Raw genomic sequence first — 26,863 nt, 5'->3', positions numbered from 1 at the left:
CCTAAATTGTCTTTTTAACAAATCCATCGGCTTGGATTAATTTTTCAGCTGCTTCGTCTTTCGTACTGTTCGTCAAAATCATCACGATTGCCAATTTAACATTTTGTTCAGCCTCTTCAAAGTAATGAGCTGCAGTTTCATAATCTGCGTCTGTGGCTTGCATGATAATTCGTTTTGAACGTTCAACAAGTTTTTCATTGGTTGGTTTTACATCCACCATTAAATTGTTATAAACTTTTCCGATTCCAATCATACTGATAGTAGAAATCATATTCAGAATCAATTTTTGAGCTGTCCCTGACTTCAAACGAGTTGAACCGGTTAGGAACTCTGGTCCGCAATCAACTTCGATTGGCAGTGCCGCATGCTTGCTGATTTCGGCTCCTTTATTACATGAAATCGTTCCAGTTGCTGCACCGATTGAACGAGCATAATCCAATCCACCTATGACGTAAGGAGTACGACCACTTGCTGCAATACCGATCACCATATCATTTTCGTTTAATTTTAGATCTTTCAAATCTTGCGCACCTAATTCTGCATCGTCCTCAGCGCCTTCCACCGCGACAGTCATCGCTTGTTCGCCGCCTGCAATCAAACCAACCACCATTTCAGGTTCAACACCAAACGTTGGTACACATTCCGCAGCATCTAAAACACCTAAGCGACCGCTTGTACCCGCGCCCATATAAATCAATCGTCCACCATTTTTAAACGCGGTGATCGTTGCTTCAACTACTTTTTCAATTTGCGGCAATTGTTCTGCTACCGCATCTGGAACCTTATGGTCTTCTTGGTTCATTAGCTTAACTGCTTCTGCTACACTCATTTCATCTAAACCAAAAGTTGTTTCATTACGTCGTTCTGTTGTTAAGTTTTCTAAATTAATCATTCTTTCTCCACACTCTCTAAGCTAAATTTCTGTCCTGCTTTAATATGTTCTATCAAAGCTTGATCCTTTTTCGTTATTCGTCCAACGACATTTACCTTTTCATCTGCCGCTAGCTTTCGTTTTACTATTTGAATTTCCCCCATGTAACGCAAGTAGTTCGCATTATCAATGGTTACGCTCCCGACAGTTCGTTCTTGTGCCGGCAATGGGCGAACGTGAGGAATTTTCTTAAACCGAGCCTCCGCACTACGTACCACATCACGCGCCTCGTCTTGACGATTGATATGAGCTCCTAAGACGTACTCAATTTGCTCATCATATGCTTCGACACTTAGTTTTAAACTTTTTTCTTTAATATAGAAAGAAAATTGCTCCAGTACTTCTTCGGATAACCCGCTGTCGCCGATATAAACTTTGTCGGTATCATTTAATAGATCTAACGCTGCTGCTAACGGGTGCATCCCACGATGTTCTTCCAGCGTCGGCAGACCTTTGAATAGCGGGCCTCTAAATTTTTTATCTCCCGGAACAAATCCTTGAATTGTAAACCCCTGTGAACGCAACCAGAGATTTTTTGTATGATACCAATTTTTATCTAGCCCAGTTTCAGGTCGTGGATAATAATTGTGCCACGCTTCTAAATGATCGAAATCCGCTCCTGCTTTTCGTAATTCCTGAATGTCCATTTCCGTAATCGTTGATGCATTTAAAGCAATTGATATCTCTTGAGATAGTTCAGCAATCTGCTGGTTGCTGATATGATAATCCATTCGTAGTCCGGTAACACCAATCTCAATAAGTTCCTTTATTTGATGAAAAGAAAAACCGGCACGAGTCAGAGCATCACCTGAAATATCCACCATTAAATCTAATTGATATTTTTTGGCAATATCACCTAAATCAGTCAAGCGCTTTCGATAATGCGAGGCATCATCTTCAGGAATATGTAACGAAGTAAAAATACCTGAAAAACCTGTTTGTGCCATCTCTGCTATATATTGTTTTGTTTCATTGGTTAGGCTTTCATTTAGAAAAATTGAAAATCCAAACATGGGCTTCCTCCTATCTCATGGCAATCACTAGCATTTAAAGTAAAGAATTTTTCTAAGATACTCTCATTCTTATAAAAGTAAAAATTAAACGGTTCGTTAATGAAAACCATTTCAACTTTACGAGATGATTATAAACGCATCCACGACAAAATGCAACACTATTTCATAATTATTTTATTTTATATGAAATATCATTTCTTGCAAGAGCACATAACCCGCCTTTTTAGGCTTTTTTATGTATACTGTCTATGGAACTTGAAAGGGGAAATCTCACTATGAAAATCGCAATTGCTGGAGCGGGTGCAATGGGGAGTCGCATCGGATTAATGCTCCATCAAGCAAACAATGAGGTAATACTAATCGATCGCTGGCCGGATCATATTCAGGCTATACGTGAAAAAGGATTGATCGGAGAGTTTGAGGATCATGAAGTCGTCGCTCATCTACCCATCTACTCACCAGAGGAAATCGTGGAAGATCATGCAAATGTTGACCTAGTTATCGCATTGACTAAATCTATGCAGCTTGAATCAATGTTTCAAGATATCCAACCGATTATTGGTAAGGATACTTTCGTCTTTTGTCTATTGAATGGGCTGGGTCACGAAGAGACACTATCAAAGTTCGTACCAAAAGAAAATATTATTTTTGGTACCACAACTTGGACTGCTGGACTTGCTGGACCGGGACACGCAAAATTAGTTGGCACTGGAAGTATAGAGATGGAGAATTTAGCCTCTGAAGGAAAGTCCTTCACATTGGAAGTGTTAAACGTCTTCCAAAAAGCTGGATTAAATCCTATTTATAGTACCAATGTTCGATATTCCATTTGGAAGAAAGCTTGTATTAATGGGACACTTAATGGTTTGTGTACAATCCTAGATTGCAACATCGCTGACTTCGGCGCATTAACCGGAGCCAAGAATTTAATTGAAACAATTGTTGAAGAATTTGCTTCAGTTGCCAAAATGGAAGGAATCGAATTGGATCAGCCGCAGGTTATTCGCGCTATTGAAGCAACTTATGATGTTAAAACTCAGGGATTGCATTTTCCATCAATGTATCAGGATTTGATCCGCAATCATCGAAAAACAGAAATTGACTATATCAATGGAGCTGTTTGGCAAAAAGGGAGAAAACATCAAATTGAAACACCTTACTGTGCCTTTTTAACCCAACTCATTCATGCAAAGGAAGAATTATTGAATGCAAAATAAAAAAAGCGCCTAGGCGCTTTTTTTATTTACGGATGAATAATTACTTTCTTCCAATAAAGAATGAAACTACTGCAACAACAATAACTGCACCAATAATAGAAGGAACTAGTGCCATACCTGCTAAGCTAGGCCCCCATGAGCCAAGTAACGCTTGACCAATTGCAGAACCGACTAAACCAGCAACAATGTTTGCAATCCAGCCCATTGAACCGCCTTTTTTTGTAATTGCACCTGCAATCACACCGATTAATGCACCAATGATTAAAGTCCATAACCAACCCATTCTTCTCTCCCTCTTTCTATATAAAATAATTACATTATTATGTTACAAATAAGCTTCAAATTTTCCCATTAATCTGCTCAAAGATTGTCGGAAATTTTCTTTTTTAAAGCTAAAAACATTGAAATGAAGAGCTTTTTTGCCTATGATAGTCCAACTCCAAAAATTTCTCATAAAAAGAAAATCCTGAAGTAAAAAAACATCTTTTTACTAGTAAAAAAGAATTTTTATCTCACATGGTTAACATTTTTTATTTTTTAGCTCTTTTTAATCACATAGTAAGAATTTTTTTATTAAAATAACAGAACACTAGCTGATTATAGTGATTTAGTGAAAAAGGAATGAAAAATTTTTCACTAAAATTGAATTGTCAGAACATTCTGCTATTATTGACAAATAATTATCAGAATATTTCAAATCTACAAATTATTCTCTCAATTTAGAAACGAGGCAGCTTTATGGAAAATAAATTACAAAAACAAATGACTTCACGCCACATTATGATGCTCGCGCTTGGCGGTGCAATCGGTGCGGGATTGTTCAAAGGAAGCGGTGAAGCAATCGGCATCGCCGGTCCTTCTGTCATCTTGGCCTTCTTACTTGGAGGCTTAGTACTCTTCATTGTAATGAATGGTTTAGGTCGCTTAGTTTTAAACAGCGACAATGTTCAAGGCTTATCTGGTATTATTAAACCCTTTCTTGGTGATCGTACAGCAGATTTTATTGACTGGTTATACTGGTCTTTATGGATGGTTAATATTATTGCTGAGGCGGTAGCCGCCGCTAGTTTCATGCAACTATGGTTTCCCAACGTCCCTTCATGGATTTTCGTGTTGATCCTAGCGATACTTACGACAATGATTAATTTGTATTCCGTACGATTGTTTGCCGAGACTGAATACTGGCTAGCATTTATCAAAATAGCGGTCATTATCATTTTGATCGTCTTTAGCGCCTATCTAGTCGCGCATGAGGTCTTTAATATTGGCTTCGTTGATACGATTTCTCGTATGAATAGTCATGGAGGATTCACTCCTCATGGTCTTCATGGTTTAGTAAGCTCTCTTTTAGTTGTTATATATTCCTATGGCGGTTCTGAGTTGATCGCCATTACAGTGAGTGAAACGGAAGATCCAAAAACGGCGATTCCTAAAGCAATCAAAGGAGTTATGGGACGCATCATTTCATTTTATATCGTACCAATGACCTTACTGCTGATTATTTATCGTTGGGACACTTTATCAGCAACAACGGTTAGTCCGTTTGTCATGGTTTTTCAAAAAATGCATATCCCTTTTGCAACTGATATCGTGAATTTTGTTATTGTGCTGGCATTGTTTTCTTCAATTAACTCTGGTGTGTATGCTTCATCCAGAACGTTATACTTCCGTGTTAAAGACAATGACGGTTTTACGTCTAAACTAGCAGCACTGAACAAACACCAAGTGCCACAAAGAGCCGTTTTATTTTGCACAGGCACACTTTATCTAGGCGTTATCCTTTCATATTTCTTAGGGAACAAGCTGTTTAATTATTTAGTGGGCTCGTTGTCCTATTCTGTTCTATTGACTTGGTTATTAATCAGTATAGCGGCTTTTGTATTAGCCTTAAAAAAAGGAACATGGTCAGAACGCTTCTTCAGCGGATTAGTCATTTTAGTTTTAGGATTGATCTTCATCGGAATCCTTATGAACAACCCAATCGGTGTAACACTTTTCACTGCCTGCATCTATTTAGTTATTCTATTCAGCTACCGTAAGAAACAAACCAATCCTGTTTCAGAACAAATTTAAACGAGCAACGCATCAATCCACGGATGATTGATGCGTTTTTTCACGGAAAGCAAGCTTTACATTTGTGAGATTATCTTTTATACTATAAATGAGATGTAAAGCTTACTTTCCTTTTGGAGGTTACCAATGAAAAATCGACTAGAAGAAATTCGTAAAGAAAGAGGCATTAAACAGGAAGATTTAGCGACTGCTTTAGAAGTTTCGCGACAAACAATCGGCTCTTTGGAAAACGACCGTTATAATCCATCCATTGTATTGGCATTTAAGATCGCCAAGTTTTTTGATATGACAATTGAAGATATTTTTATTTATGAGGAGGAGTAAAATGAAGAACAAAAAGGATCTACTTATTGCACTATTCGGAGTACTGTTGATTTTAGCAGGTTTTTATTTGATCAAAGCAATCGAAGATCCTCAAAATGTCATGAGGTCATTGCCATACCTTTGCATCGGTATAGGTTGCGGCGTATTTGGAAATGGTTTTGGTGAATTTATTAGCAAGAAATCAATGGAAAACGACCCACAACTGGCAAAGCAAATTGAAATTGATACTAAAGATGAACGGAATGTTATGATTGGTAATATGGCGAAAGCAAAAGGCTTTGATATGATGCTCTATGTTTACTCTGCCCTGTTGCTCACATTTGCGCTAATGGGGATATCTTTCAATGTTCTCATCCCACTAGTTGTTGCCTATTTATTTGTCATTGGTTATTCTATTTATCATCGAGGGAAGATTGAGAAAGTACACTAAAAATAAAAAAGGCGATCCCAATAAACCAAACTTTATGAAGTTTGATCATTGTGGATCGCTTTTTTAATATTATTTTTCTTCGCTACCCATAAACTTAGCAACAAAAGCTGCAATGACTGCACCTAGAGTTGGTGCTAAAAGGTAAACCCAGTAATGTGATAGAGCACTACCGCCAGCAAAAAGTGCGGGCCCTAAACTACGTGCAGCATTCAATGAACCACCTGTCAAATTCAATGCAACGATAATCAAGAAAGCTAATGTAATCCCAATAGCTAACGGAGCCATTTGAGCGTTACCGTATTTCGCACTCGTTACCATCAAGATAACAAACACGAATAAGAAGGTGATCAATGTTTCTACACCAAAGGCTTGAGCTGCACTAATATTTGGAAAATCCGTTTGACCAAAACCGTCGCTAGGTAATTTTAGCGCATGAACATAACTATATAAAATTGCTGAAGCTACAATTGAACCTAACGCTTGGGCGATGATATAAAAAATACCATCCTTCACAGCTAAACGCTTGTTAATCATCATAGCGATAGATACGCCAGGATTGAAGTTCCCTCCAGAAATACCACCTACTGCATACGCCATGATTGTAATCGCCAATCCAAATGCTAACCCAATGGTTAATACGCCGCCTTTAGCAATAACGACTGTACCAGTTCCAAGAAAAACAAGCATAAAGGTACCTATGAATTCTGCTAAATATTTTTTCATTTTCATTCCACATCCTTTACAAAATAGTTGAGAGTTTAGTTTATTTAACTCTTTATTTTTTGTAAAGCAATAAGTAATCCGTCTTATTTTCTTCTCTTTTTCACTAAATCCCAAAAATATTTTTTATAATAAAGAACGTTATTTCACTGATAGTTCTTGTACTTACATTTCATTACATAAATTGTTGAAAAGAAAAACCCCTCAAAATTTGAGGAGTTTCTAAACTATACCAATACTACTTCTACATCGATGTTACCACGAGTGGCTTTTGAGTATGGGCAGAATTCATGAGCTTCTTCTACAATTTTTTGCGCTTCTTCTTTTTCAACACCTGGCAATGAAGTTTCTAAGATCACTCCGATTTGATAACCGCCATCATCAAGCTGATATAAAGAAACTCTTGCTTTTACTTCCGCATCAGATTCAATATTATGCTCTTTTAACATATGGTGAACTGCACCGTTAAAACATGAAGCGTAACCCGCTGCAAACAATTGTTCTGGGTTCGTTCCTTCTGCATGAATTGAAGGTGGTTCGATCTTCATTTTCATGCTTCCGTTCGGCGCTTGTACATCACCCGTACGTCCGCCATGGTTGATCATCGCTGTTTCATACATTTTCTTCAAATTCAATCAGTCCTTTTCTACTTCTTGATTAATAGTCTACGCGTTATTCATTATCTATACAAAGATATTGCTCATTAAAGAAAATTTTTTGACGTCTTATATCGAATTTCATCCACTTTCAAGCAGTTTGTGCAAACGATTACAAATTCATGTTTTTTTGCTATAATCTAGTATGAAGGGGGGATTGTCTTTGAAAAAAATTTTTGTAGCATTTTTAGTTACAGCTTTCTTGCTAGTTGGATGTTCTCGTGATTCATCGCAACAAACGAACGAATCCTCAAGTAGTGATCCAGTTTCTGAAGAAAGTTCAACATCAATTAGCCAAGAATCATCCAGTATTGATCAGACGTCTGAATCATCTGCATCCAAACATTCAACAAATCATTCAACAGTCTCTGAGTCCACTTCCTCAACGGCACAGCAAACAGTTGACACTGTATCCAGCAGTGAATTTGGCGGTTACGCAACCTTTTACTTCACTGGTATGAATGTTCCGGATTCCATCAATATAAATACTAATACAAGTCAGGTCACTTTTAACGTAGATACGCCTAGTGAAGCAGTTTACAATTTGACAATGCAAAATAATCCTGTTAAATCGATTCGTGTTTTTTCAGCAAATACAAATGATATTAGAACCGTTAAAGTAAGTACTACCTTGACTGTTGGGCAACAGCAGTCTGGTGCCATCAATTCAAATAATCAATCTGGAGTTTTGTATCTGTTTCATAATAAACAAGGCGGGCTATCTTTAGCCACTCCGAATTATGCGGGAAATGTAACTGAAGAACAAAGTGATGTTATGATCGAGGTTTTACAATAAAGTAAATAATAGAATTCATCCGGGCCCAACTTATCGGCTCGGATTTTTTGACTTCTAAACAAAAAAACAGGGATCTGAATTCAGATCCCTGTCGTAATAATCAATAGTGATTATTTTAATGTGTTGATAAATCAGGTACCTAGTAGCCTCTGATGCTGATTAAAATGGGATTTCTAGAATTTTCTGATTAATGAAAAATTCTGATATAGTCCCATAAAATCTACAAAGTATGGTCAAAAAGATAGTCAAAAAATCGCCAGTATGTCAAAATTAAATCTAAAGCTTTAAAATAACCCTAGAATACAGGGAGCTTGATTAATACTGTAAATGATTACTTACCAAAAATCCCTATTTCTCGGTAATGGTAAATCAGCTTCACCATCAATCTCACCTGCAAATGTATATCCATCATGTATTCTATAACCGTAAGATTGATAACCTAATGACCTAGCACAATTATCAAAATCATCCTGATTGACGGGTATTCCTTCATGACAGATATACTCTGTCAAATCTCTTGATCCATATTTGACCCTCTTTTTACTAACGTCAAACAATTGATATAGATATGGATTAATTATAAAACTTTTATCTCCTGTTTCATTGTCAATTTCGAAAACACCTAGAATATTGTGTGGAAAGATACCATCTTTGATAATTATCTCTGAATGTATATCTTGATACCAATCAACGTCTAACATTCCTAATTTTTCAGAGAGTTTCTTTGTTAAAATGTAGTTTGCCACATTAGTTTTTCGAATAAACCCCATAATTATATATGAATATCTACTTCCATTTCGGCTTTGTGCAAAATTAAGTGCTTTTTTATACCCATCTCTTCCGTATGCTGCAGATACAAATGGACTTCTACATTTATTATCCCATCGACCACCTATGTTATGAACTAAATTCAACAAAAACATATAGATACCCACAATATCTTCTTTTATATAAGGAGAGATTGTTTCAATCTCAATACTTCCAAAACCATTTTTTCTTAATATTGAATTGATTAACTCAAGTAACTCATTTATATCATCCATGCACGGTTCTCTGTTGAAATATGGTTCGATTCCTTCACTTAGAACATTCTCTCTTATTATCATTAAAATTAATATCAGGAGTAAATCCTCTAAAAAAAGAGATCGTATCTAATTCGTCCTTGTATAAATCTCTCGAACTACCAAAATAACCATACCTTTGTTTCCCTAAATGAATATTGTTGAAAACACTGTGAATTCTAGATACTACTCTAGAGTCTACATTGGTAATTTTATATTCACCTTCAAAATCCAATTCCACTGTTTTTAAAGATGCTTGACGTAAAAACCATAACAAAGTTCATTCCCCCTTTTAAAAAAATTACTAAACTGTACTAAATCCACATCTTTTTCGTGTTTTTAAAATATTTCTTTTGATTATCCTATTAGACTTTCCATTCACACGTCTAATTTTCTCTTTTGGTTTATATTTTAACAGAAAAAGTGACTCGAAGAACCCATATGACAGAATAGCCTTCTTAGCCATTATTTCGTTGACTTCAGAATCATCAACAAATCCGTGTAGAAACAAATTTCTATTTAACGGATATTCACCCTGCTTATTTTTATACTCCATACCTTTAACAAACCTATCAAAAAGATGGATTTTTTGATCAATAGTAATTTTAGAGACCAAATTATCAAGATAGTCACTTTCTTCTTTAAGTACATTCATGTAATAATCATATCCACCTTTTCCAACCTTCAATTTGGAATACTGTATCTTGGAATTCTCATTTTGTTGCATTTGTTTTATTCGATTTTCGATTCTCTCAAGACAATATATTACAGTCAATTTATACATTTGAGCATCCAAAAGATAGTCTATTTGTTTTAACTCATTGTATGTTTTCAAAGATTTAGGAATGAGGTCATTTAAATCATACCCATGCTCATCTCTATAATAATCTAACAACTCCACCGCTGTGCTATCTGCTTCTGAAGCCGATTCAAACTCAAAAATAATAGGTAGATCTTCCAATAAAAAAATTGGAAAATACCAATCATATTGAAGGAAACGTGAGAGTTTTCTTTTCTCTGACTCCTTCATGTTTTTTGCCAAGCTTTCAAAATCTATAGATAATAATGTCCTCGTAATAGATGCTGTAATAACTTTCATTTGTTCTATAACTGGATCAATAGATACTTTAAAGTTCTTAACCATTTTTCCAGCTGCAGAAATGATTTCATCAAATCTATGAAAATTTGGGATTTGAAAACTCTGTGAAAAATTATTAATCCTTTCAATACTTCTCAAAATATCAGGACTTACTTTAGGTATTTCAATTTTTTTGAGCTCATGTAAATTTTCGATTTTAACCATGTCATTGTTCTTAGTTTGCCAACTATCCAGCATTAGAGATGAAATAACATCACCAATAATTTCGATTTTCTCCTGATATCCTTCAACTGAACTTATTAATATTTCATCGAGAGGAAAATTTTTAACATCGTGGATACTTTCTACCCCTTTTTTGATAATTAATAGTTCATATTTCTTACATGCATCTTTTTTATTTATGACTATTCTTACTGTAAGATTTAGATTATCATTTAAATCTACTTGATTTAAATATTCTTGAAATGAATTAAGCTTTTCTTTTATGTCTTGCAAGGAATCTTCATTCATGTATTCTTTTTGAAGGTATTTTACAGTGTCTGATTTTATTAATTTTATAGAAAGAGAGTTCATCAAAGCATCTTTCAATAGTATAGTCATAAACGAGTTTCTCCTTTATCTTATAAAGTTTTTTCTAAGTTATCGAAATAGAAAAAATTCGTATAGGCCTTACCCCAGATATTGAACTTCATAATTAAATTTATGTTATTAGAACGTTCAACTAAATCAATGATTCTGTTAAGCGTATCTTTTTGCAATCGCCACGCACTTTTTTGCTTAATCGCTTGAATTTGTATATCCAAATATTTATCAACATTTTTTTCAATATCTAAGAAGTAATGGTTTATTAACATTCCAATACTACTCACTTGCAACCCAAATTCCTCTTTCCCAATGATTTGTAAAGCCTCATCTTCATTTAATAGAACGTTTTCATAATCAATAGCCGCTTGAATGTTACTTTCGTCAAATCGAATGATACTATTTATTTTGGAGGCAATCTTACCGATGTCATTACGTCTCAATTTTTTTGTTGCCAAAACAATTCTTCTGTATGTGTTTGTTAACGTCCTCTTTTGTTCTTCTGTTTCTTCGTTCAAAAATAACTCATCATCATTCAGTAAACCCAATCTTCCAAAATGTTTACTATTCAATTTTTTTGAAAATATGTTTTCAATCCAATTTTTCTGGGTTTTTTCAATAAAAATATTCTGATATTCCTTTAATATTTCAAGCAAATCTAAACTGGCCAAAAACGCAATAGAAGAGATGCTTATTTGATAGTTAATATTTGGGTAGTAAGAAAGTTCATCACCAACATAGTATATAATACTAGTGTCATTAAAAATTTGAAAATAGAATTCAAACATTTCTTCTTCAGAAACCATATGGGAGTAAACAAACGGTGCGTGAAACTGATTATAGAAATTCTTGATTTCATTATATTGCTCAGTTCTATCAAATTCTTTTAATACTTTGGTGAGCTCGTCTAAAATATTTCCCTCTAAATCCAAAGTAATTGAAGTAAGTGGTTTTCCACTACCAATTCCTCCACTTTCTCGCTTCATTACTCTGTGTATAATAAAAACTGAGAGCGGTTTTTCTTCTATTAGAACAACTGATTCATCTTCGAATTCCACATAATCACCAACAGAAATTCCTTGCACCATCAATTTAAAATCTGAATCAGTTTCCTGAAATTCTAGATTATCAAAATTATGGATATTCCATTTACTAGGCACCAAAACAAACTCTCGATACCCTTCTTCAGTTTTAAACTTAAACCACTTAAGCTCAACATCAAGATAAGTATCTAAAGATGTATCTTCCTTAATTTCAATTAAGGCGCTCTGAATTATAGAAAGATTCAATTGCCTATTATTAAACTGATTTTTTAAAACATATTTCTCGAGTATTTGAAATCCTCTTTTTACATCTAAAGCAAATTTTATTTGCGCTAGAGCGGCATTTACTTCAAAATTTGTATTGTCAGATTTCATACCTTGTTCAACTATTAAATCTATATCTACAGAGTCGCCCATAACTATTTTAGCAATCAATACTTGTATTAAGTACTCATCGAACTTCTCATTTCTAATTTTATAAAGTTTCAAAGTCGCTCTATATTGATCCGTTCTATTATATGCTTCAGCCTTATATGCAAGCATTTTTTTTGAAAGCTCAGTATCAGAATAGTCTTCCAATACTTCCAAACACCTTTCGCTTTTATCGTTAAACAGATATAAAGCTGCTATTATTTCATCTGCAATCGGTTTATTGACTTTACGCATATCAAAATATAAATTTTCTGCTAACACCAACTCATTATTTTGCAGTAGAAATGCAGCAATGTCATCTATCTTTCTTTCATCTGGATACTCGTTAAATCGATTTTTAAAAAATTCAAAGGAACTTCCATAATTCTTATAGCCAAGTTTTTTTCGAGTATTTTCCAAATCGATCAAAAGAGGAAAATCTAACTGATACTTACTTACCAAAAATTGAATGAAATTCTCGAAATCCTTCTCATTAATATCTTGGTAGTCTCTTGCACTTTTTAAATACATATATGTCATAAATCCGAATAATCTCTCATTACCCTCACTATCATTTGAACAAATGAAAGAACTTATAAACTCAAATACATCTTTAGGAGAAGGATTTCGAATCAACAATAAAATTTTAAACATTATTACATTATTATTTTGAATGTCACTTGGTAACAGATTTATATAATTCAATGCTTCGTCATACTTGCCTAACAAAAAAAGAGCTCTGATTTTCCATTCACGAAGATACTGAATGTTATAATCTTTTTCTTTGTTGGATAGTGAATCATTTATAATTTTTAGTCCTTCTTCTGGATTAAGTAGAATTTTTATTTCAAAAAATAATTCTTCCAATGCAGGCATTTCAATGTGTTCTAACTTTTCTACTTTTCTTCTTAATAACTCAATTTCATTCAGCAATAAATTAAGTTTATTAATACTTGCCTCAGTTCGCTCTTGAGAAATGAAAAATACTTCACTTCCTATCAACGTAAACCTTGAGAATAATTCTTTATATTTAAGTTCCACCATGAATGATTCCTCACTAAGTTGATAGAATATTTCAGACGCGGCTTCGGAATTACCGATATATAAAAAATATTCTGCTCTCAAATATTTCCAATCCCTATTATCCTCTAGATTAGAAAATAGAATCTCATGAAATTGATTTATATCCTTTTTTATCAAGTAATATTTCCCTTTATATAAATTCCGTTCCTCACTAGATAAAGTTGTTTTCGTTAACAGCTTCTCTAAATCATTATTATCCAAATTTGCCTCTAGGAGTGCTCTCTCGTATAATTTTTTTATTTTTTCTTGGGGATCACCTATGCTTTTCAATACTTCTCTAGCTGACTCAAATTGCCCATTCATAGCTAAATATCTTACTTTAATTAACAAAGCTAAGTATCTAGTTTCTTCCGGTAAAACTTCGAGTAACCCTAGCCTCACAATTTTTCCATAATTTTCAGCAATAGTAAAAGTATCTAACAGAATATTTTGAGATAAAACTTCTATCATTCTTTTTTTTAACTCGACATTAAATTGTGAACTAGGATTCTTATATTCATATAATTCAACTTTTTTTCTTGATTCTTCGACAACGTTTTTGTCAAAATCATTTTGAAATACTTCAATTGAAGAACCTTTTTTTAAAAAAGTATCTAGTTTCGCATCTTTAAACCCGTACACCTTTCGTCTGATTGCAATTTTTCTAAACCTCTCATCTAAATCTACTTCAGGAGTCAACTCTTCTAATTTAATAACTTTAGTATTATTTCCATTATTCTGTAATTCATTCAAAATTTTTTCTAAATTTTCTGCATCTAAGAAACTAGAAAACACTTTAGTTTCGTGAGAATTTTCTTTTAGAATTTCAACAAGAAAAACAACTACACCATCTTCGTGTAGAAAATTTTTAAAAGTTTCCTTATCGAAATCATAATAATTAGCTACTGATTCTGAAAATTCACTTACCTCCGTGCCTTTCACCTGAACAGGTATACTACTTAAATATGATGATTTAGTAATTTCTTCATTTGAAAAAAGAATTGCATTTCCATCAAATGAAATTCCTTTATCACCAGATGCAAGATTAGGATCAATTTTCTTAGAATGGTTTAGAAACAATTCATTTACTGTACTTACTGCCTTCTTTTCTACTCGTGTATTACTCATTTTTTATTCACTTCCTAATAACTCATTATTATTAATTATCAAACCACTCATAAACTTCATCAACCGACTTCTCTGAATACAATTTCATCAACGCTGGTCGCATAGATTGAAATATCTCAATTAATTCTCTACCACCAAAAAAAGCGGAAAAACGCTTATCTGTCATCATTTGAGATATATTAGATATCATCTTCACCGTCTCCTCGTCATCATCAAGTACATTGATTAATTTTCCGATCAAGTACTCTTCGGAAAATTCAATCGTTCCTTTTCTTTCTAAATTGGTGATCCAACTATTTACCATCTCGGCAATTCTATCTTTCTCACCGAACTTTATTTCGCCACTCATTTCAATATAACCATTTATATCAGAAATAATAATTACCACTGCTTCTTCTTTTTCTTTGTCGGTCAGCCCTATCAATTTTTCTGATTTAGTAACTTGTTCATTAACAATATCAGATACATAGCAAGTCATAATTCTCGGCAAAATATCCGCAAAACAGTCATCAATAAATTCTTCTTCTGGATAACCGACTTCATTTTCCCAGCCTGGATTTTTAAAATCGCCAGTGAAGAATTCTTCCTTGATCTGGTTCACCACTTCTGGATAGCCTTTGATCAATTCACCCTGACCTTTTAAGGTAAGATAATCCGCAATATATTCCTCTATACCTCCAAAGTAAAACCAGCCCACCGATCGTCCACTGATTTTTGAAATTTTCTCGATCACTTCGATTGGAGCTAAGTTATACCCTTGGACATACGAACTGATCGTTGGCTTCTTTAATCCTAAACGGCTGCCAAACTCAGTAAACGAAATGTTCATTTCATCTTTGATCTGTTTCAGCCGTGCGCCAACTTTCTCTTTATTCGGTTGTAGTAATCCAAACATTTCTATCTCCTCCTATATGATTTCATATACAGCATAACACACGTATATCAATTCGTATATATTTTTTTACAAAAACTATTGACTACGTATATCAAAACGTATATTAATTCGTATATCAGGAAGGGAAATATTTATGCCAATCAAAATCAGTGATCTCATCTTACCAAGAGAAAAACTAGAAAAAGAATACCGACTCGTCAATGTCGCAAGATGGCAAAAGGAGGGTGAAGCCTTAGGATGGAGCTACGAATGTGTCTTATCCAAACTTCGCTACGAAAAAATCAATGTCAAAGTAGCTAGTGAACATCCAGTCTTAACTAAAAAAGAACTTGAAGCGGACAGTGAACGATTTGTTTCGTTTGAAAATCTGATCGTTTCACCTTGGGGTCGAGCCAATGGACAATTTGTAAACTATGGACTCTCAGCGAACGCCGACTCTGCAAAGTTAATCAATCAAAAAACGAATAACAACGCCAATAACCAAGTTAACAAGCCTGCTAGCTAAATTTCCTGCTTGTTTGTTGGGTGGTTTCGAAATGGGCGGCTGGCCCCAGCCAAAGCCGTTCATTTCGATAAAACCGCACAATAAATAAGCAGGCTAGCAGGGCGGCGCAGCCGTTCTGCTCCTTTACTTGATCTATAGGACAACATCTGTCGAAAGATGGATTTGTTCTCGCTCATTGAAAACTGAATAAAAAAGTAAGGAGCGATGATGATTGCTGAAATCTTACAATCAAAAAATCATTGAAACTCCTACGTATATCGAAATTTGGGAATATGAAAAACCAGTCATTTACAAAATCGATGAAAAGATAGCCTTTGAATATGAACATGAATCTCCTGAATGGATCAAAAAATTAGAAAAGAAAAAACGAAATAGAAAATTTGATGACTTATCTGCAAAAGAACAATATGACAGTCTAAAACGAAAATCAAAACATTATCGGAACATGCGCTTTGAAATTGCACGATTAGTTGACGAAAACTTTGATAAAAACACAAAATTCTTAACACTCACCTTTAAAGAAAACATCCAAGACATTGCTACTACGAATGATGAATTCAAGAAATTTATAAAACGATTAAACTACCAAATTTATAAAACGAAAAAATCCCGAATCAAATATCTCGCAACGTGGGAAAAGCAACAACGCGGAGCGATCCACTATCACATCATCCTGTTCTCCTTTCCTTTCGTTCCCCATGAACGATTGATGGAGATTTGGGGACATGGATTGGTTTGGATCAATAAAATCGATGTGGACGCTGCCGAAAATCGAGGAAGATATGTCAGTAGGTATTTTGATAAAGATTTGGATATCAAAGAGCATAAGAAAAAAGCCTTTTTCAAATCTCAAAATCTGAAACTTCCGAGAGAAACGAAAAGACTGACAGAGAAAAAAATCAACAAAGAGGATTTCGATGTGCTGTTCTCAACGAACTACATTCGCAAAACACCTAAATTTTTAACAGTACTGAGTGAAGAAAATCGTTTTGAACAAGTCGTCGAATTCGAAGAGTCAAAGGTAACCTATATAAAAATTAAGAAAGACAAGAAACCAATTGCTGATTGAATTCATCATTCGTGGTAGCAACGTTCTTGTATATGAGGTGTGTGATGAAAGTAGATATTCCAATTGAGTACGATGACATTCTCATCGAGATTGTCACTCAAAATGTGATTCAAGCATTACAAAAATCAAAAAAGCTTGATTCTAAGCTTGATGAACTTCCACCTTATCCAAATAGAAAACAAGTTAAAAGAGTTCTAAAAATCGGAGATGAACGATTAAATCAATGGATTCATAGAGGTTTAAAAGTGATCCCATTCGGTAAAGAAGTACGATTTGACCGTGACGATATTCAAGAATTCTTAAGCAGATTAAAAATTTAAGCCTTGATTGTCTTCATAAAGCTGTCTATGATTACGACAAGAAAGGAGAAAAATATCCTTTGATATACTGGCGAATTACAAAGGAGAAATTATGATAAAAAAATATCAAAAGAAAAATGGCGATACTGCCTATATGTTCAAAGCCTATCTAGGGATTGATCCCCTAACTGGTAAGAAAATGTCCACGACTCGACGTGGATTCAAATCATCACAAGAAGCGAAAATTGCGTTAGCACGATTAAAAGTTGACGTAAAAGACAATAAATATACACCCGAGAAAAATTATACATTCACTCAGATCAAAGATTTATGGATCAGGCAGTATAAACATACTGTCAAGGAAAGCACCTATCAACGAGTGAAATTTCTCTTTGATAAAAATATCTCAGAAAAATTTGGTGACAAACGGATTTCCAAATACACCGTTCCTTATTGTCAAAATACCATCAATGAATGGAAAGAAAACTATGCGACTCATCGAGCTTTAAAATCTTATGTATCTAAAGTGTTCGACTTTGCGATCAAAATGAATGTTTTAACGGATAACCCAATGACCTATGTTTCCTTCTCTACAGGAAAAAATAGTCTTGAAACTAAAAAAGAAGTTTATTTGGAAGCAGATGAGTTAAAGAAATTTCTTACCTACTGTGAAAATGACTCTTTTCCCTTAACTTTTCCATTCTTTAGACTACTTGCTTTTACAGGAATAAGAAAAGGTGAAGCCTTAGCGCTAACTTGGAATGATGTAGATTTTAAAGATAGGCAGCTCACCATCAATAAAACGGCCGCCTTAGACGAGAAAAATAAAGTTGTCGCCACTTCACCAAAAACTCCAAGCTCTAACCGAACGATTTCATTAGATCAACGGACTGTCGATATATTAAGACAATGGAGAAAAGATCAAAGAAAATATTTATTAGCATATGGTCAAAATGCAATGCAACCAAATCAATTAGTCTTCGCGTCAAAAAATAATAACTATATCGCGTTAACAAGATTCAACAACGTTTTAACTAGAATTTGTAACAATCATGACTTCCCTCGCTTAAAGATTCATGGGTTTAGGCACACACATTGCAGTTTGCTTTTCGAAGCCGGCTTATCTGTCAAAGAAGTTCAGGATCGATTGGGTCACAGCGATGTGCAAACCACACTAAATATCTACACCCATGTTACCAAGAAACAAAAAGACATAGTGGCAGAAAAGTTCTCAAATTACGTCAACTTTTAAGGGGGTGGCCAAAAGTATGGTCAAAAAAACAAAAAAAGAGCTAGAACCCTTATCTGACAAGGATTCTAGCCCATAACAATCAAAAGTGATTATTTTAATGTTACAGATGCGCCAACTTCTTCTAAAGCAGCTTTAAGTGCTTCAGCGTCTTCTTTAGATACATCTTCTTTAACTGGTGCAGGAGCGCCATCAACTACAGCTTTAGCTTCTTTCAAGCCAAGACCAGTTGCTTCACGAACTGCTTTGATAACTTTAACTTTTTGGTCACCTACAGCTGTTAATTCAACTGTAAATTCAGTTTGTTCTTCAGCAGCGCCAGCAGCAGCTCCGCCAGCAACAGCAGCTACAGGAGCAGCAGCAGTTACGCCAAATTCGTCTTCGATAGCTTTAACTAAGTCGTTTAATTCTAAGATTGTCGCGCCTTTAAGTTCTTCGACAATGTTTTCAATGTTCAATGCCATTTTAAATTTCCTCCGTTTAGGTAAGTTTTTTTGTTTTATATTTTATGCAGCGATTAAGCTACTTCTTCTTCTTTTTCTGCGACTGCTTTCACAGCGTAAGCCACGTTGCGGACTGGCGCTTGAAGGACAGATAATAGCATAGAAAGAAGTCCATCGCGGTTCGGTAGTTTTGCAAGAGCAGTAATTTCTTCGATAGAAGCTACTTTTCCTTCAATAATCCCGCCTTTGATTTCTAGTTTGTCAGCTGTTTTAGCGAATTCATCGATAATTTTAGCTGGGGCAACTACATCCTCATTACTAAATGCAACAGCAGTAGGTCCTGAGAATACTTCTTCTAATCCGTTCAAACCAGCTTTTTCAGCTGCACGAACCAAGATAGAATTTTTGATAACTTTCATTTCAACGTTAGCGTCGCGTAATTGTTTACGTAATTCAGTCACTTGTTCTACTGTTAAACCACGGTAATCAACGATAACGGCTGAAGCTGCTGCGCTGAATTTTTCAGTGACTTCATCAACGATAGCGGCTTTTTTAGCGATTGCTACTTCACTCATTATATATTTCACCTCCTGATTTTGATGGAAGAGCATTTTTTGCTGAAAGCAAAAAAATACCCTATGCCACCGTAGACATAGAGGGACTATTGAATGTTCTCAATAAACGTCCTCGGTAGGAAATTAAGACTTGCGTCACCTACTGTCTTCGGTACAATTAATATTTAACCTTGACTAACTTACCATAGATAAGCTAGTCAGGTCAAGCTTTTTCTAAAATTAATTAGATAGCAGTTTGTTCAACATGGATACCAGGTCCAAATGTTGTAGTCATTGAAATGTTTTTGATGTATTGACCTTTAGCAGTCGCAGGTTTTGCTTTCACTAAAGTTTCGTTGATTGTGTTAAAGTTTTCAATCAATTTCGCATCGTCGAATGATACTTTACCGATTGGCACATGAACGTTACCAGCTTTATCAACACGGTAAGTTACTTTACCAGCTTTAACTTCTTCAACAGCTTTTGTAACATCCATTGTTACAGTACCAGTTTTAGGGTTAGGCATTAAACCTTTTGGTCCAAGCACACGACCTAATTTACCAACTGTAGCCATCATGTCAGGTGTCGCTACAACAACGTCAAAGTCGAACCATCCACCTTGGATTTTTGCAACCATGTCGTCATCACCAACGAAATCAGCGCCGGCAGCTTCTGCTTCTTTTGCTTTTTCGCCTTTAGCGAATACTAAAACAGTTTGAGTTTTACCAGTTCCGTTTGGAAGCACAACTGCTCCACGGATTTGTTGGTCTGCTTTTTTAGGGTCTACGTTCAATTTGTAAGCAACTTCAACCGTTGCGTCAAATTTCGCGAAGTTAATTTCTTTTGCTAGTGCTACTGCTTCCGCAACTGGGTAAGCTTTAGTAGTATCAACTTTTTTTAATGCATCTTGCATTTTTTTGCTCTTTTTAGCCATTTTGTTTCCTCCTTGATGTGGTTATAACGGTAGAACCTCCCACGTGTTCCGTATCTTTAGATAGGGAGCCAACTGAGAAGCTACTTTCTTGGGTTCATCGAAAATTATTCGACAGTGATACCCATGCTTCGTGCAGTTCCTTCAACCATGCGCATTGCTGACTCAACGTTAGCTGCGTTTAGGTCTTGCATTTTCAATTCAGCGATTTCTTTTACTTGATCGCTAGTAACTTTTGCAACTTTGTTTTTGTTTGGTTCGCCAGAACCTTTTTCAATTTTCGCTGCTTTTTTCAACAATACTGCAGCTGGCGGTGTTTTTGTGATGAATGTAAATGAACGGTCTTCATATACAGAGATCACAACTGGAATGATCAAACCTGCTTGATCAGCTGTACGAGCATTGAATTCTTTTGTGAATCCCATGATATTGATACCCGCTTGACCTAGTGCAGGACCTACTGGGGGAGCTGGTGTTGCTTTCCCTGCAGGAATTTGCAGTTTAACTAATTTTTCTACTTTCTTTGCCACGAGACATACCTCCTTGAGTCCGTGATGTGGTTAATTGGAGATCAAAATTTCTCCTCCCACTTAAAACAGTGTGCACAAGACACACTTTGGTATCATAGCAGATTATTTATTTGAATGCAAGACTGATTTCTTACTGTTGCAATTTTTTGACAATAATAAAACGCTTCACAATCTCTTTAACTACTATGAGAATAACAAAATAAATTATTAATCTTACTATTTTCAGAAAGCGTATATGTTACACTATGGTCGAATTGATGAGGATTTTCATCGGATAAACTAGGGAGGTTTAAAATAATGGAAGTATTAAAATATCGAAGTGTTTTTGACATTATTGGTCCGGTAATGGTTGGACCAAGTAGTTCTCATACTGCTGGCGCTGCGCGAATCGGAAAAGTTTGCCGAATGATTTTTGGTGAACGCCCAGATTCAGTGGAATTCGACTTATATGAATCATTTGCTAAAACATATCGCGGACATGGAACAGATATCGCTTTAGTCGGCGGCATTTTAGGAATGGAACCAGACGATCCTCGTTTATCCGATTCATTGAAAATCGCTCATGAACAAGGAATGGAAGTTCTCTTTGTCCCCAAAAAAGAAATCGCTGATCATCCAAATACTGTCACCTTACGTATGATTAAGGGGGATCTTGAAATGTCTGTAACAGGTGTTTCGATCGGCGGCGGAAATATCCAGATCACCGAAATGAATGGCTACAGCATTTCACTTGGCATGGGAAATCCAACGTATATCATTATCAATAAGGATGTTCCTGGTCTACTCTCACGTGTCTCTACAATTTTTATGAAGCATGGCTTGAATATTGGTAAAGTAACGATGACTCGCAAAACCAGAGGCGAAAACGGGATCGTACTATTAGAAATCGACGACACCCCTGATGATCCAGAAGGCTTAAGACAAGAAATCAAACGTGAAGACGATGTCTTAAGCGTGACCTATTTTAAATAGCTTTTACTAGATGTGAATACTCATTTTTACTATCGATTATATGGATAGGTATTATTAAGGAGGAATTGTCATGTTTTACTCAATCCAAGAGCTTGTGGAACAAGCAAAGGATTATTCAAGCGTCGGTGAATTGATGATCGCGACTGAAATGGAATTAACTGATCGTACACGTGAAGAAATCATTGCGTTGATGGAACGCAATTTAGAAGTAATGGAAAGTTCTATTGAAGAAGGCATTCAAGGAGTCACTTCTGTAACAAAAATCACTGGTGGCGATGCTAAGCGTATGAATGAGTACATTGAGAGCGGCAAATTTATGAGTGGTGAAACTATCTTGAAGGCGGTTCGCAATGGGATTGCAGTCAATGAAGTCAACGCGAAAATGGGTCTCGTATGCGCCACTCCTACTGCAGGCAGCGCCGGTGTATTACCTGGTGTGTTGATGGCCGCACGTGAAAAATTAAATTTATCCCATGAGGAGCAAATTGATTTTCTGTTTACAGCAGGTGCTTTTGGATTAGTCATGGCGAACAATGCCTCTATTTCCGGTGCTGAAGGCGGCTGTCAAGCAGAGGTCGGTTCTGCCAGCGCTATGTCAGCAGCTGCTTTGGTTACTGCAAATGGCGGGACCCCGGAAATGGCGGCAAACGCATTAGCAATTACTTTGAAAAATGTCATGGGGCTCATCTGTGATCCTGTGGCGGGCTTAGTGGAAGTTCCTTGTGTGAAGCGAAACGCGATGGGGGCTTCTCAAGCATTTATTTCAGCCGATATGGCATTAGCAGGAATTCGCAGTGTCATTCCACCAGATGAAGTTGTTGAGGCGATGTACAAAGTTGGGCGAGCAATGCCTCAAATCTTCAAGGAAACTGCCGAAGGCGGCTTAGCGACAACGCCAACAGGCTTGCGTTTACAACGCCAAGTCTTTGGTGAACCTGAAAAAGCGACTGTTTAAATCCAGCAAAAAGCAGCTGACATGAAAATCAGCTGCTTTTTCTTATTTCATCAGACCTTCATGGATTTTTTCCAAATTCCATTTCATCATGCCATAGTAGCTATCTCCTGTTTCTCCCTTTTTCGCTAGGGAATCAGTAAATAGATCACTATAAATCGGCAGATCAACTTCTTTGGCTAAACGTTCCATACTACGCTTATCAACACTTGTCTCCACAAATAATGAGGGAACTTTTGACGCTCTCACCTTCTCAACGATTTGTTTCATTTGTTCAGGTGTTCCTTGACTTTCTGTGTTGATCTCCCAAATATATGCAGCAGTCAGCCCATAGGCTTTAGAAAAGTATTTAAAGGCTCCTTCGCTGGTAACCAACAGATTTTTCTCTGCTGGAATATCCGCAAATGCTTCTTTTGCCCGGCTATCTAACTCTTCCAGCTTTTTAATATAGTTATCAGCATTTTTCTTATAGACTTCTCGATGCTCTGGATCTTTTTCACTTAAAACCGTTTCAATCTGCTTCACGTATAAAATACCATTCGAAATATCCAGCCATGCATGGGGATCTTCCTGTTTGCTGTTTCCAGTTAAATGAATGGGTTCAACCTCTTTACTCACTGCAAAATAATCTTCATTCTCTTTTTTCTTAGCTGTCTCCATTAGCTTGTCAAACCAGCCATTTCCGGTTTCTAGGTTTAGACCATTAAAAAAAACAACGTCTGCTTCACTAGCTTTTTTGATGTCTTCAGGCAGGGGTTCATACTCATGAGGGTCTGTCCCTACTGGAACAATGCTGTGCACCTTCACTTCATCTCCGGCAACTTCTTTCACCATATCCGCAATAATCGAATTTGTGGCAACAACCTCTAACTTTTTTGATTCATCTTTGGCCGTTGTATTACTTCCTTTTGTTCCACAGCCTGCAAGCATTAATAAACCAATGATTCCCGCGAAAACTATTTTTTTATACTTCATTCACTTTCTTCCTTTCATAATTTGTAATCGTCCGAAATTTAAATTTGACTCTACTTTCCGCTTGGAAATGCCGTACGTGCATCCTTTCGCAATTGTTGAATCAATCCTTTAGAAGGTGAAAACAGGAAGGACGCAATAAAGAATACCGCCGCTGTTAATACAATCGTTGCACCAGAGGGAAGGTTGTAACTATAACTGAAATACAAACCGATGATCGCGCTCATGACGCCAAAAAGGGTTGATAGTCCAACCATCACGGATAGCTTGTTGGTCAACTGATAGGCCGTCGCTGCTGGTGTAATCAGCATAGCGATAACTAAAATTGTCCCCACCGTTTGCAACGAAGTCACGGCTACTAATGTCAACAGGAACATCAAGCCATAATTAATCAAACTGATATTCCAGCCGTAGGATTGTGCCATCGTTGGCGCAAAGGAGGTCAATTTTAATTGTTTATAAAATAGCAAGACCGCTAACAGAACCACCGCCATGACAACAGCCGTCAAGTGCATATCTGAATCACGAACTGCCAGAACATTCCCAAAGAGAATATGGTACAAATCGGTGGCGCTTCGAGCAAAAGAAATCAAAATGATTCCCAGAGCAAAGAATGAACTGAAGACAATTCCAATTGCCGTATCATTTTTCAATCGGCTGTGTTTCCCGACAAAACCGATTAACGCGGCTGAAAATAATCCAAAAAATGTCGCGCCGATAATATAGCTGCTCCCCAACATGTATGAAATCGCTACTCCTGGCAGCACTGCATGAGAGATCGCATCCCCCATTAATGACATTCCACGTAAAATGATGAACGAACCGATCACTCCCGCGGATATTCCTACCATAATCGAAGTGATCAATGCATTCTGTAAAAACTGATACTCAATTAATCCTTGAAAAAAATCATGTAGCAAAGTCAGCGCCTCCAATCTTTAACATCTGCGTAATTTCATTTCCATACGTCTTTTCCATATTTTTTGTTGTATACGTTTGATCAACAGGACCAGCGGCTATCAACCCTTTATTCAACAAAATAACTTCGTCGAAATAATCCGTGACCTTGTGCAAATCATGATGAACAATGACAATTGATTTTCCTTCATCACGCAGTTTCTTCAATAACTCGATAATAATTTTTTCACTTGTCGCATCGATACCGGCAAAAGGTTCGTCCAGTAAAATCCATTCTGCTTGCTGTGCCAATGCCCGCGCGATGAATACACGTTGAAGTTGACCGCCTGACAGCTCGCTGATTTGGCGGTCAGCGAACTTAGTTAAGCCGACTTTTTCAAGACATTCCAATGTAAATGCTTTCTCTTTTTTCCCAGGTCGCTGAAACATTTTTAAACGAGGATATGTACCAAACAGTACTACCCCAAACACATCTATCGGAAAACTCAAATCAATATCTTGCCGCTGCTCGACATATGCAATTTTTTGTCTCTGTTTACTTAACGGCTCTTCACCATAAAATATCCTTCCTGATTGTGTTTTTATAAGCTGCAGTATCCCCTTCATCAAGGTGGATTTTCCCGCACCGTTAGGACCAACGATGCCCGTTAGTTTTCCAGCAGACAACTGAAGGCTTACCTGCTGCAAGGCGATTTTCCCACGGTAAGCAACGGATAAATCTTCTACGCGAATCGTTTTCATAGATACCCCTCTTTTCTAATTTTAGGCAAACCTAAACTTTTGTTTAATCATAAACTAAAAAAAAGGAGTAAGCAAGATAAACGCAAAAAAAAGCTTTACCAAGAAATTCTTTTTCTCGGTAAAGCCTATATATACTAGTTATTTTGCATCATTTAGACGCGTATTTTTTACTTCATCAATCGTTTTTGTTCCTGCAAGCTGCATCGTGATTGATAATTCTTTGTTTAAATGTTCGAACACAGAGGTTACTCCTTCAGCACCTCCAAGATTTAACCCATAAATTACTGGGCGACCAATGGCAACTAAATCTGCACCACTAGCAAGGGCCTTGAAGACATGCTCACCGCGACGTACGCCACTATCGAAAACGATTGGCACTCGTTTGTTTACAACGCCTGCAATTAATGGCAATACATCGAAGGATGCTGGTCCACCATCTAATTGACGGCCGCCGTGATTTGAAATCCAAATACCGTCCGCACCAGCTGCAATTGCTACTTCAGCATCTTCTGGGGATTGAATGCCTTTGACGAAAACAGGTAAGTTCGTCAAGTCTTTGATTTTCTTAATATCTTCAGGAACTAATCCTTGTTTTGCTGCCGCATAAATTTCTGCGATTCCTTTGCCTTCACCGTCACCGCTGGCACTTTTTGCGCTATATGCTGCTAGGTTAGGCATTGGTAGAGGAAATTGGAAATTATTAATAATATCTTCTTCACGGTATCCACCAAGTGTAGAATCCGCCGTTAATATAATTGCTTTCGCTCCTGCTTGAACAGCTTTTTCTAAAATGAATTCGTTAAAGCCGTCATCTTTACTCATATATAATTGGAAAAATTGTGGCGCATCTTCAATTGTTGTATTGGCATAAGTGCTGATTGAAAAGATTGAACCAGCTGCCGCAACACCTTTAGCGGTATCTGCTTCCCCTTTTTCATGAGCCAAACCTTGTGCAGCAGATGGCGCTTGGATAATTGGTGTTGCCAAATCAATATCCCAAAGTTTCGTATGAAGATCCGCATGATCAATTCCACGTAATACTCTTGGCATGATCGTTTTATTATTAAATGAAGAAGTGTTTTCTTTCATTGTCCATTCGTCTTCAGAACCACCGCGAATATAGCCGAAAGCACCTTTTTCCATGCGTTCTTTTACGCGACCTTCTAATGAGGCAATATTTATAATGTCAATTGGATGTTCTTCGTTACTTGCTTGATAAGTCATGATAACTCCTTCTTTCTTTTGAATACATGAGTTATCATAATACTCTTACAAAAAGTAAGCAAG

At 36.2% G+C, this 26,863-nt stretch carries 29 protein-coding genes and 1 other annotated feature; of the genes, 11 read left to right on the top strand and 18 right to left on the bottom strand.

The annotated features are described in order from the left end of the window. Nucleotide 1: 1 nt before the first annotated feature. Nucleotides 2–892: an N-acetylmuramic acid 6-phosphate etherase gene (gene murQ, locus J9537_RS05325; protein ID WP_218256995.1), complete on the bottom strand. Its 891-nt coding sequence runs from the start codon at nucleotides 890–892 to the stop codon at nucleotides 2–4. After that, nucleotides 889–1,944: a DUF871 domain-containing protein gene (locus tag J9537_RS05320; RefSeq protein ID WP_218256994.1), complete on the bottom strand. Its 1,056-nt coding sequence runs from the start codon at nucleotides 1,942–1,944 to the stop codon at nucleotides 889–891. Before J9537_RS05320 ends, murQ begins: the two co-directional genes overlap by 4 nt. Before the next feature lie 275 nt (nucleotides 1,945–2,219). Between J9537_RS05320 and J9537_RS05315 the strand changes: the two genes are divergently transcribed. Beyond that, the gene (locus tag J9537_RS05315; protein ID WP_218256993.1) at nucleotides 2,220–3,161 is read left to right on the top strand and encodes a 2-dehydropantoate 2-reductase; all 942 of its coding nucleotides are present in this window, start codon (nucleotides 2,220–2,222) and stop codon (nucleotides 3,159–3,161) included. Nucleotides 3,162–3,201: 40 nt separating this feature from the next. On the opposite strand, the gene J9537_RS05310 is transcribed toward J9537_RS05315, so the two are convergent. Continuing rightward, on the bottom strand, nucleotides 3,202–3,444 hold the full coding sequence (locus J9537_RS05310; protein WP_010746460.1) for a GlsB/YeaQ/YmgE family stress response membrane protein: 243 nt from the start codon (nucleotides 3,442–3,444) through the stop codon (nucleotides 3,202–3,204). A 455-nt stretch (nucleotides 3,445–3,899) separates the two neighbouring features. Between J9537_RS05310 and J9537_RS05305 the strand changes: the two genes are divergently transcribed. The 3 genes from J9537_RS05305 to J9537_RS05295 all read left to right on the top strand — a co-directional run bounded on the left by J9537_RS05305 (nucleotide 3,900) and on the right by J9537_RS05295 (nucleotide 5,988). Further along, nucleotides 3,900–5,234 (top strand): amino acid permease, encoded by a 1,335-nt coding sequence (locus tag J9537_RS05305; RefSeq protein WP_218256992.1) that lies wholly within the window; start codon nucleotides 3,900–3,902, stop codon nucleotides 5,232–5,234. Nucleotides 5,235–5,360: 126 nt separating this feature from the next. Further along, nucleotides 5,361–5,558: a helix-turn-helix transcriptional regulator gene (locus tag J9537_RS05300; RefSeq protein WP_010746462.1), complete on the top strand. Its 198-nt coding sequence runs from the start codon at nucleotides 5,361–5,363 to the stop codon at nucleotides 5,556–5,558. A 1-nt stretch (nucleotide 5,559) separates the two neighbouring features. Next, nucleotides 5,560–5,988: a hypothetical protein gene (locus tag J9537_RS05295; protein ID WP_218256991.1), complete on the top strand. Its 429-nt coding sequence runs from the start codon at nucleotides 5,560–5,562 to the stop codon at nucleotides 5,986–5,988. Between the two features lie 69 nt (nucleotides 5,989–6,057). Here J9537_RS05295 and J9537_RS05290 read toward each other — a convergent pair whose 3' ends face one another. Beyond that, nucleotides 6,058–6,711 carry an MIP/aquaporin family protein gene (locus J9537_RS05290; RefSeq protein ID WP_376713209.1) on the bottom strand — a complete coding sequence of 218 codons (654 nt, stop codon included), beginning with the start codon at nucleotides 6,709–6,711 and terminating at the stop codon, nucleotides 6,058–6,060. Between the two features lie 224 nt (nucleotides 6,712–6,935). Further along, nucleotides 6,936–7,337 carry an organic hydroperoxide resistance protein gene (locus J9537_RS05285; RefSeq protein ID WP_010746465.1) on the bottom strand — a complete coding sequence of 134 codons (402 nt, stop codon included), beginning with the start codon at nucleotides 7,335–7,337 and terminating at the stop codon, nucleotides 6,936–6,938. Nucleotides 7,338–7,527: 190 nt separating this feature from the next. Between J9537_RS05285 and J9537_RS05280 the strand changes: the two genes are divergently transcribed. Further along, nucleotides 7,528–8,160, top strand: a complete 633-nt coding sequence (locus J9537_RS05280) for a hypothetical protein (RefSeq protein WP_218256989.1) — start codon at nucleotides 7,528–7,530, stop codon at nucleotides 8,158–8,160. Between the two features lie 335 nt (nucleotides 8,161–8,495). On the opposite strand, the gene J9537_RS05275 is transcribed toward J9537_RS05280, so the two are convergent. Genes J9537_RS05275 through J9537_RS05255 form a run of 5 tightly spaced genes read right to left on the bottom strand, consistent with a single transcriptional unit; the run spans nucleotide 8,496 to nucleotide 15,441 of the window. Continuing rightward, complete coding sequence (locus J9537_RS05275; protein WP_218256988.1) at nucleotides 8,496–9,203, bottom strand: hypothetical protein; 708 nt, start codon at nucleotides 9,201–9,203, stop codon at nucleotides 8,496–8,498. 34 nt (nucleotides 9,204–9,237) lie between these two features. Continuing rightward, complete coding sequence (locus J9537_RS05270) at nucleotides 9,238–9,498, bottom strand: hypothetical protein (RefSeq protein WP_218256987.1); 261 nt, start codon at nucleotides 9,496–9,498, stop codon at nucleotides 9,238–9,240. A 27-nt stretch (nucleotides 9,499–9,525) separates the two neighbouring features. After that, nucleotides 9,526–10,920, bottom strand: coding sequence for a hypothetical protein (locus J9537_RS05265; RefSeq protein WP_218256986.1), 1,395 nt, complete (start codon nucleotides 10,918–10,920; stop codon nucleotides 9,526–9,528). A 20-nt stretch (nucleotides 10,921–10,940) separates the two neighbouring features. Next, nucleotides 10,941–14,546 carry a hypothetical protein gene (locus J9537_RS05260; RefSeq protein WP_218256985.1) on the bottom strand — a complete coding sequence of 1,202 codons (3,606 nt, stop codon included), beginning with the start codon at nucleotides 14,544–14,546 and terminating at the stop codon, nucleotides 10,941–10,943. Between the two features lie 31 nt (nucleotides 14,547–14,577). Further along, nucleotides 14,578–15,441, bottom strand: a complete 864-nt coding sequence (locus J9537_RS05255; protein WP_218256984.1) for a helix-turn-helix domain-containing protein — start codon at nucleotides 15,439–15,441, stop codon at nucleotides 14,578–14,580. 133 nt (nucleotides 15,442–15,574) lie between these two features. Here J9537_RS05255 and J9537_RS05250 point away from each other — a divergent pair, with 133 nt between their 5' ends. The 4 genes from J9537_RS05250 to J9537_RS05235 all read left to right on the top strand — a co-directional run bounded on the left by J9537_RS05250 (nucleotide 15,575) and on the right by J9537_RS05235 (nucleotide 18,566). Beyond that, nucleotides 15,575–15,946, top strand: coding sequence for a hypothetical protein (locus J9537_RS05250; protein WP_218256983.1), 372 nt, complete (start codon nucleotides 15,575–15,577; stop codon nucleotides 15,944–15,946). Nucleotides 15,947–16,160: 214 nt separating this feature from the next. After that, nucleotides 16,161–17,015, top strand: coding sequence for a rolling circle replication-associated protein (locus J9537_RS05245; RefSeq protein WP_218257333.1), 855 nt, complete (start codon nucleotides 16,161–16,163; stop codon nucleotides 17,013–17,015). A 44-nt stretch (nucleotides 17,016–17,059) separates the two neighbouring features. Further along, a complete protein-coding gene (locus J9537_RS05240) occupies nucleotides 17,060–17,335 on the top strand; it encodes a MerR family transcriptional regulator (protein WP_245001292.1) in 276 nt (91 codons plus the stop codon). Between the two features lie 91 nt (nucleotides 17,336–17,426). Beyond that, the gene (locus tag J9537_RS05235) at nucleotides 17,427–18,566 is read left to right on the top strand and encodes a tyrosine-type recombinase/integrase (RefSeq protein WP_218256982.1); all 1,140 of its coding nucleotides are present in this window, start codon (nucleotides 17,427–17,429) and stop codon (nucleotides 18,564–18,566) included. A gap of 89 nt (nucleotides 18,567–18,655) precedes the next feature. Here J9537_RS05235 and rplL read toward each other — a convergent pair whose 3' ends face one another. From rplL to rplK, 4 genes are all read right to left on the bottom strand, one after another. Continuing rightward, nucleotides 18,656–19,027: a 50S ribosomal protein L7/L12 gene (rplL, locus tag J9537_RS05230; protein WP_010746467.1), complete on the bottom strand. Its 372-nt coding sequence runs from the start codon at nucleotides 19,025–19,027 to the stop codon at nucleotides 18,656–18,658. A gap of 53 nt (nucleotides 19,028–19,080) precedes the next feature. Beyond that, nucleotides 19,081–19,581, bottom strand: a complete 501-nt coding sequence (rplJ, locus tag J9537_RS05225) for a 50S ribosomal protein L10 (protein ID WP_010746468.1) — start codon at nucleotides 19,579–19,581, stop codon at nucleotides 19,081–19,083. 43 nt (nucleotides 19,582–19,624) lie between these two features. Further along, nucleotides 19,625–19,751: a sequence feature (ribosomal protein L10 leader region), on the bottom strand. A 53-nt stretch (nucleotides 19,752–19,804) separates the two neighbouring features. Beyond that, nucleotides 19,805–20,494 (bottom strand): 50S ribosomal protein L1, encoded by a 690-nt coding sequence (gene rplA, locus J9537_RS05220; protein WP_010746469.1) that lies wholly within the window; start codon nucleotides 20,492–20,494, stop codon nucleotides 19,805–19,807. A gap of 104 nt (nucleotides 20,495–20,598) precedes the next feature. Further along, nucleotides 20,599–21,021, bottom strand: coding sequence for a 50S ribosomal protein L11 (gene rplK, locus J9537_RS05215; protein WP_010739820.1), 423 nt, complete (start codon nucleotides 21,019–21,021; stop codon nucleotides 20,599–20,601). 297 nt (nucleotides 21,022–21,318) lie between these two features. Here rplK and sdaAB point away from each other — a divergent pair, with 297 nt between their 5' ends. After that, nucleotides 21,319–21,993, top strand: coding sequence for an L-serine ammonia-lyase, iron-sulfur-dependent subunit beta (gene sdaAB / locus J9537_RS05210; RefSeq protein WP_010746470.1), 675 nt, complete (start codon nucleotides 21,319–21,321; stop codon nucleotides 21,991–21,993). Between the two features lie 70 nt (nucleotides 21,994–22,063). After that, the gene (gene sdaAA, locus J9537_RS05205; protein WP_218256981.1) at nucleotides 22,064–22,948 is read left to right on the top strand and encodes an L-serine ammonia-lyase, iron-sulfur-dependent, subunit alpha; all 885 of its coding nucleotides are present in this window, start codon (nucleotides 22,064–22,066) and stop codon (nucleotides 22,946–22,948) included. A 42-nt stretch (nucleotides 22,949–22,990) separates the two neighbouring features. Here sdaAA and efaA read toward each other — a convergent pair whose 3' ends face one another. The 4 genes from efaA to J9537_RS05185 all read right to left on the bottom strand — a co-directional run bounded on the left by efaA (nucleotide 22,991) and on the right by J9537_RS05185 (nucleotide 26,800). Beyond that, the gene (gene efaA / locus J9537_RS05200; protein WP_218256980.1) at nucleotides 22,991–23,920 is read right to left on the bottom strand and encodes an Mn/Fe ABC transporter substrate-binding lipoprotein EfaA; all 930 of its coding nucleotides are present in this window, start codon (nucleotides 23,918–23,920) and stop codon (nucleotides 22,991–22,993) included. A gap of 50 nt (nucleotides 23,921–23,970) precedes the next feature. Continuing rightward, nucleotides 23,971–24,837 (bottom strand): metal ABC transporter permease, encoded by an 867-nt coding sequence (locus J9537_RS05195; protein WP_218256979.1) that lies wholly within the window; start codon nucleotides 24,835–24,837, stop codon nucleotides 23,971–23,973. Then, complete coding sequence (locus tag J9537_RS05190) at nucleotides 24,827–25,576, bottom strand: metal ABC transporter ATP-binding protein (RefSeq protein ID WP_218256978.1); 750 nt, start codon at nucleotides 25,574–25,576, stop codon at nucleotides 24,827–24,829. Before J9537_RS05190 ends, J9537_RS05195 begins: the two co-directional genes overlap by 11 nt. Nucleotides 25,577–25,714: 138 nt before the next feature. Then, a complete protein-coding gene (locus J9537_RS05185) occupies nucleotides 25,715–26,800 on the bottom strand; it encodes a lactate oxidase (RefSeq protein ID WP_218256977.1) in 1,086 nt (361 codons plus the stop codon). Nucleotides 26,801–26,863: the final 63 nt, after the last annotated feature.

This window comes from Enterococcus raffinosus, from assembly GCF_019175485.1.
Taxonomy (GTDB): domain Bacteria; phylum Bacillota; class Bacilli; order Lactobacillales; family Enterococcaceae; genus Enterococcus_A; species Enterococcus_A raffinosus.
Note: the sequence above shows the minus strand (reverse complement) of the source record. Positions and strands in the feature narration are given on the sequence as shown.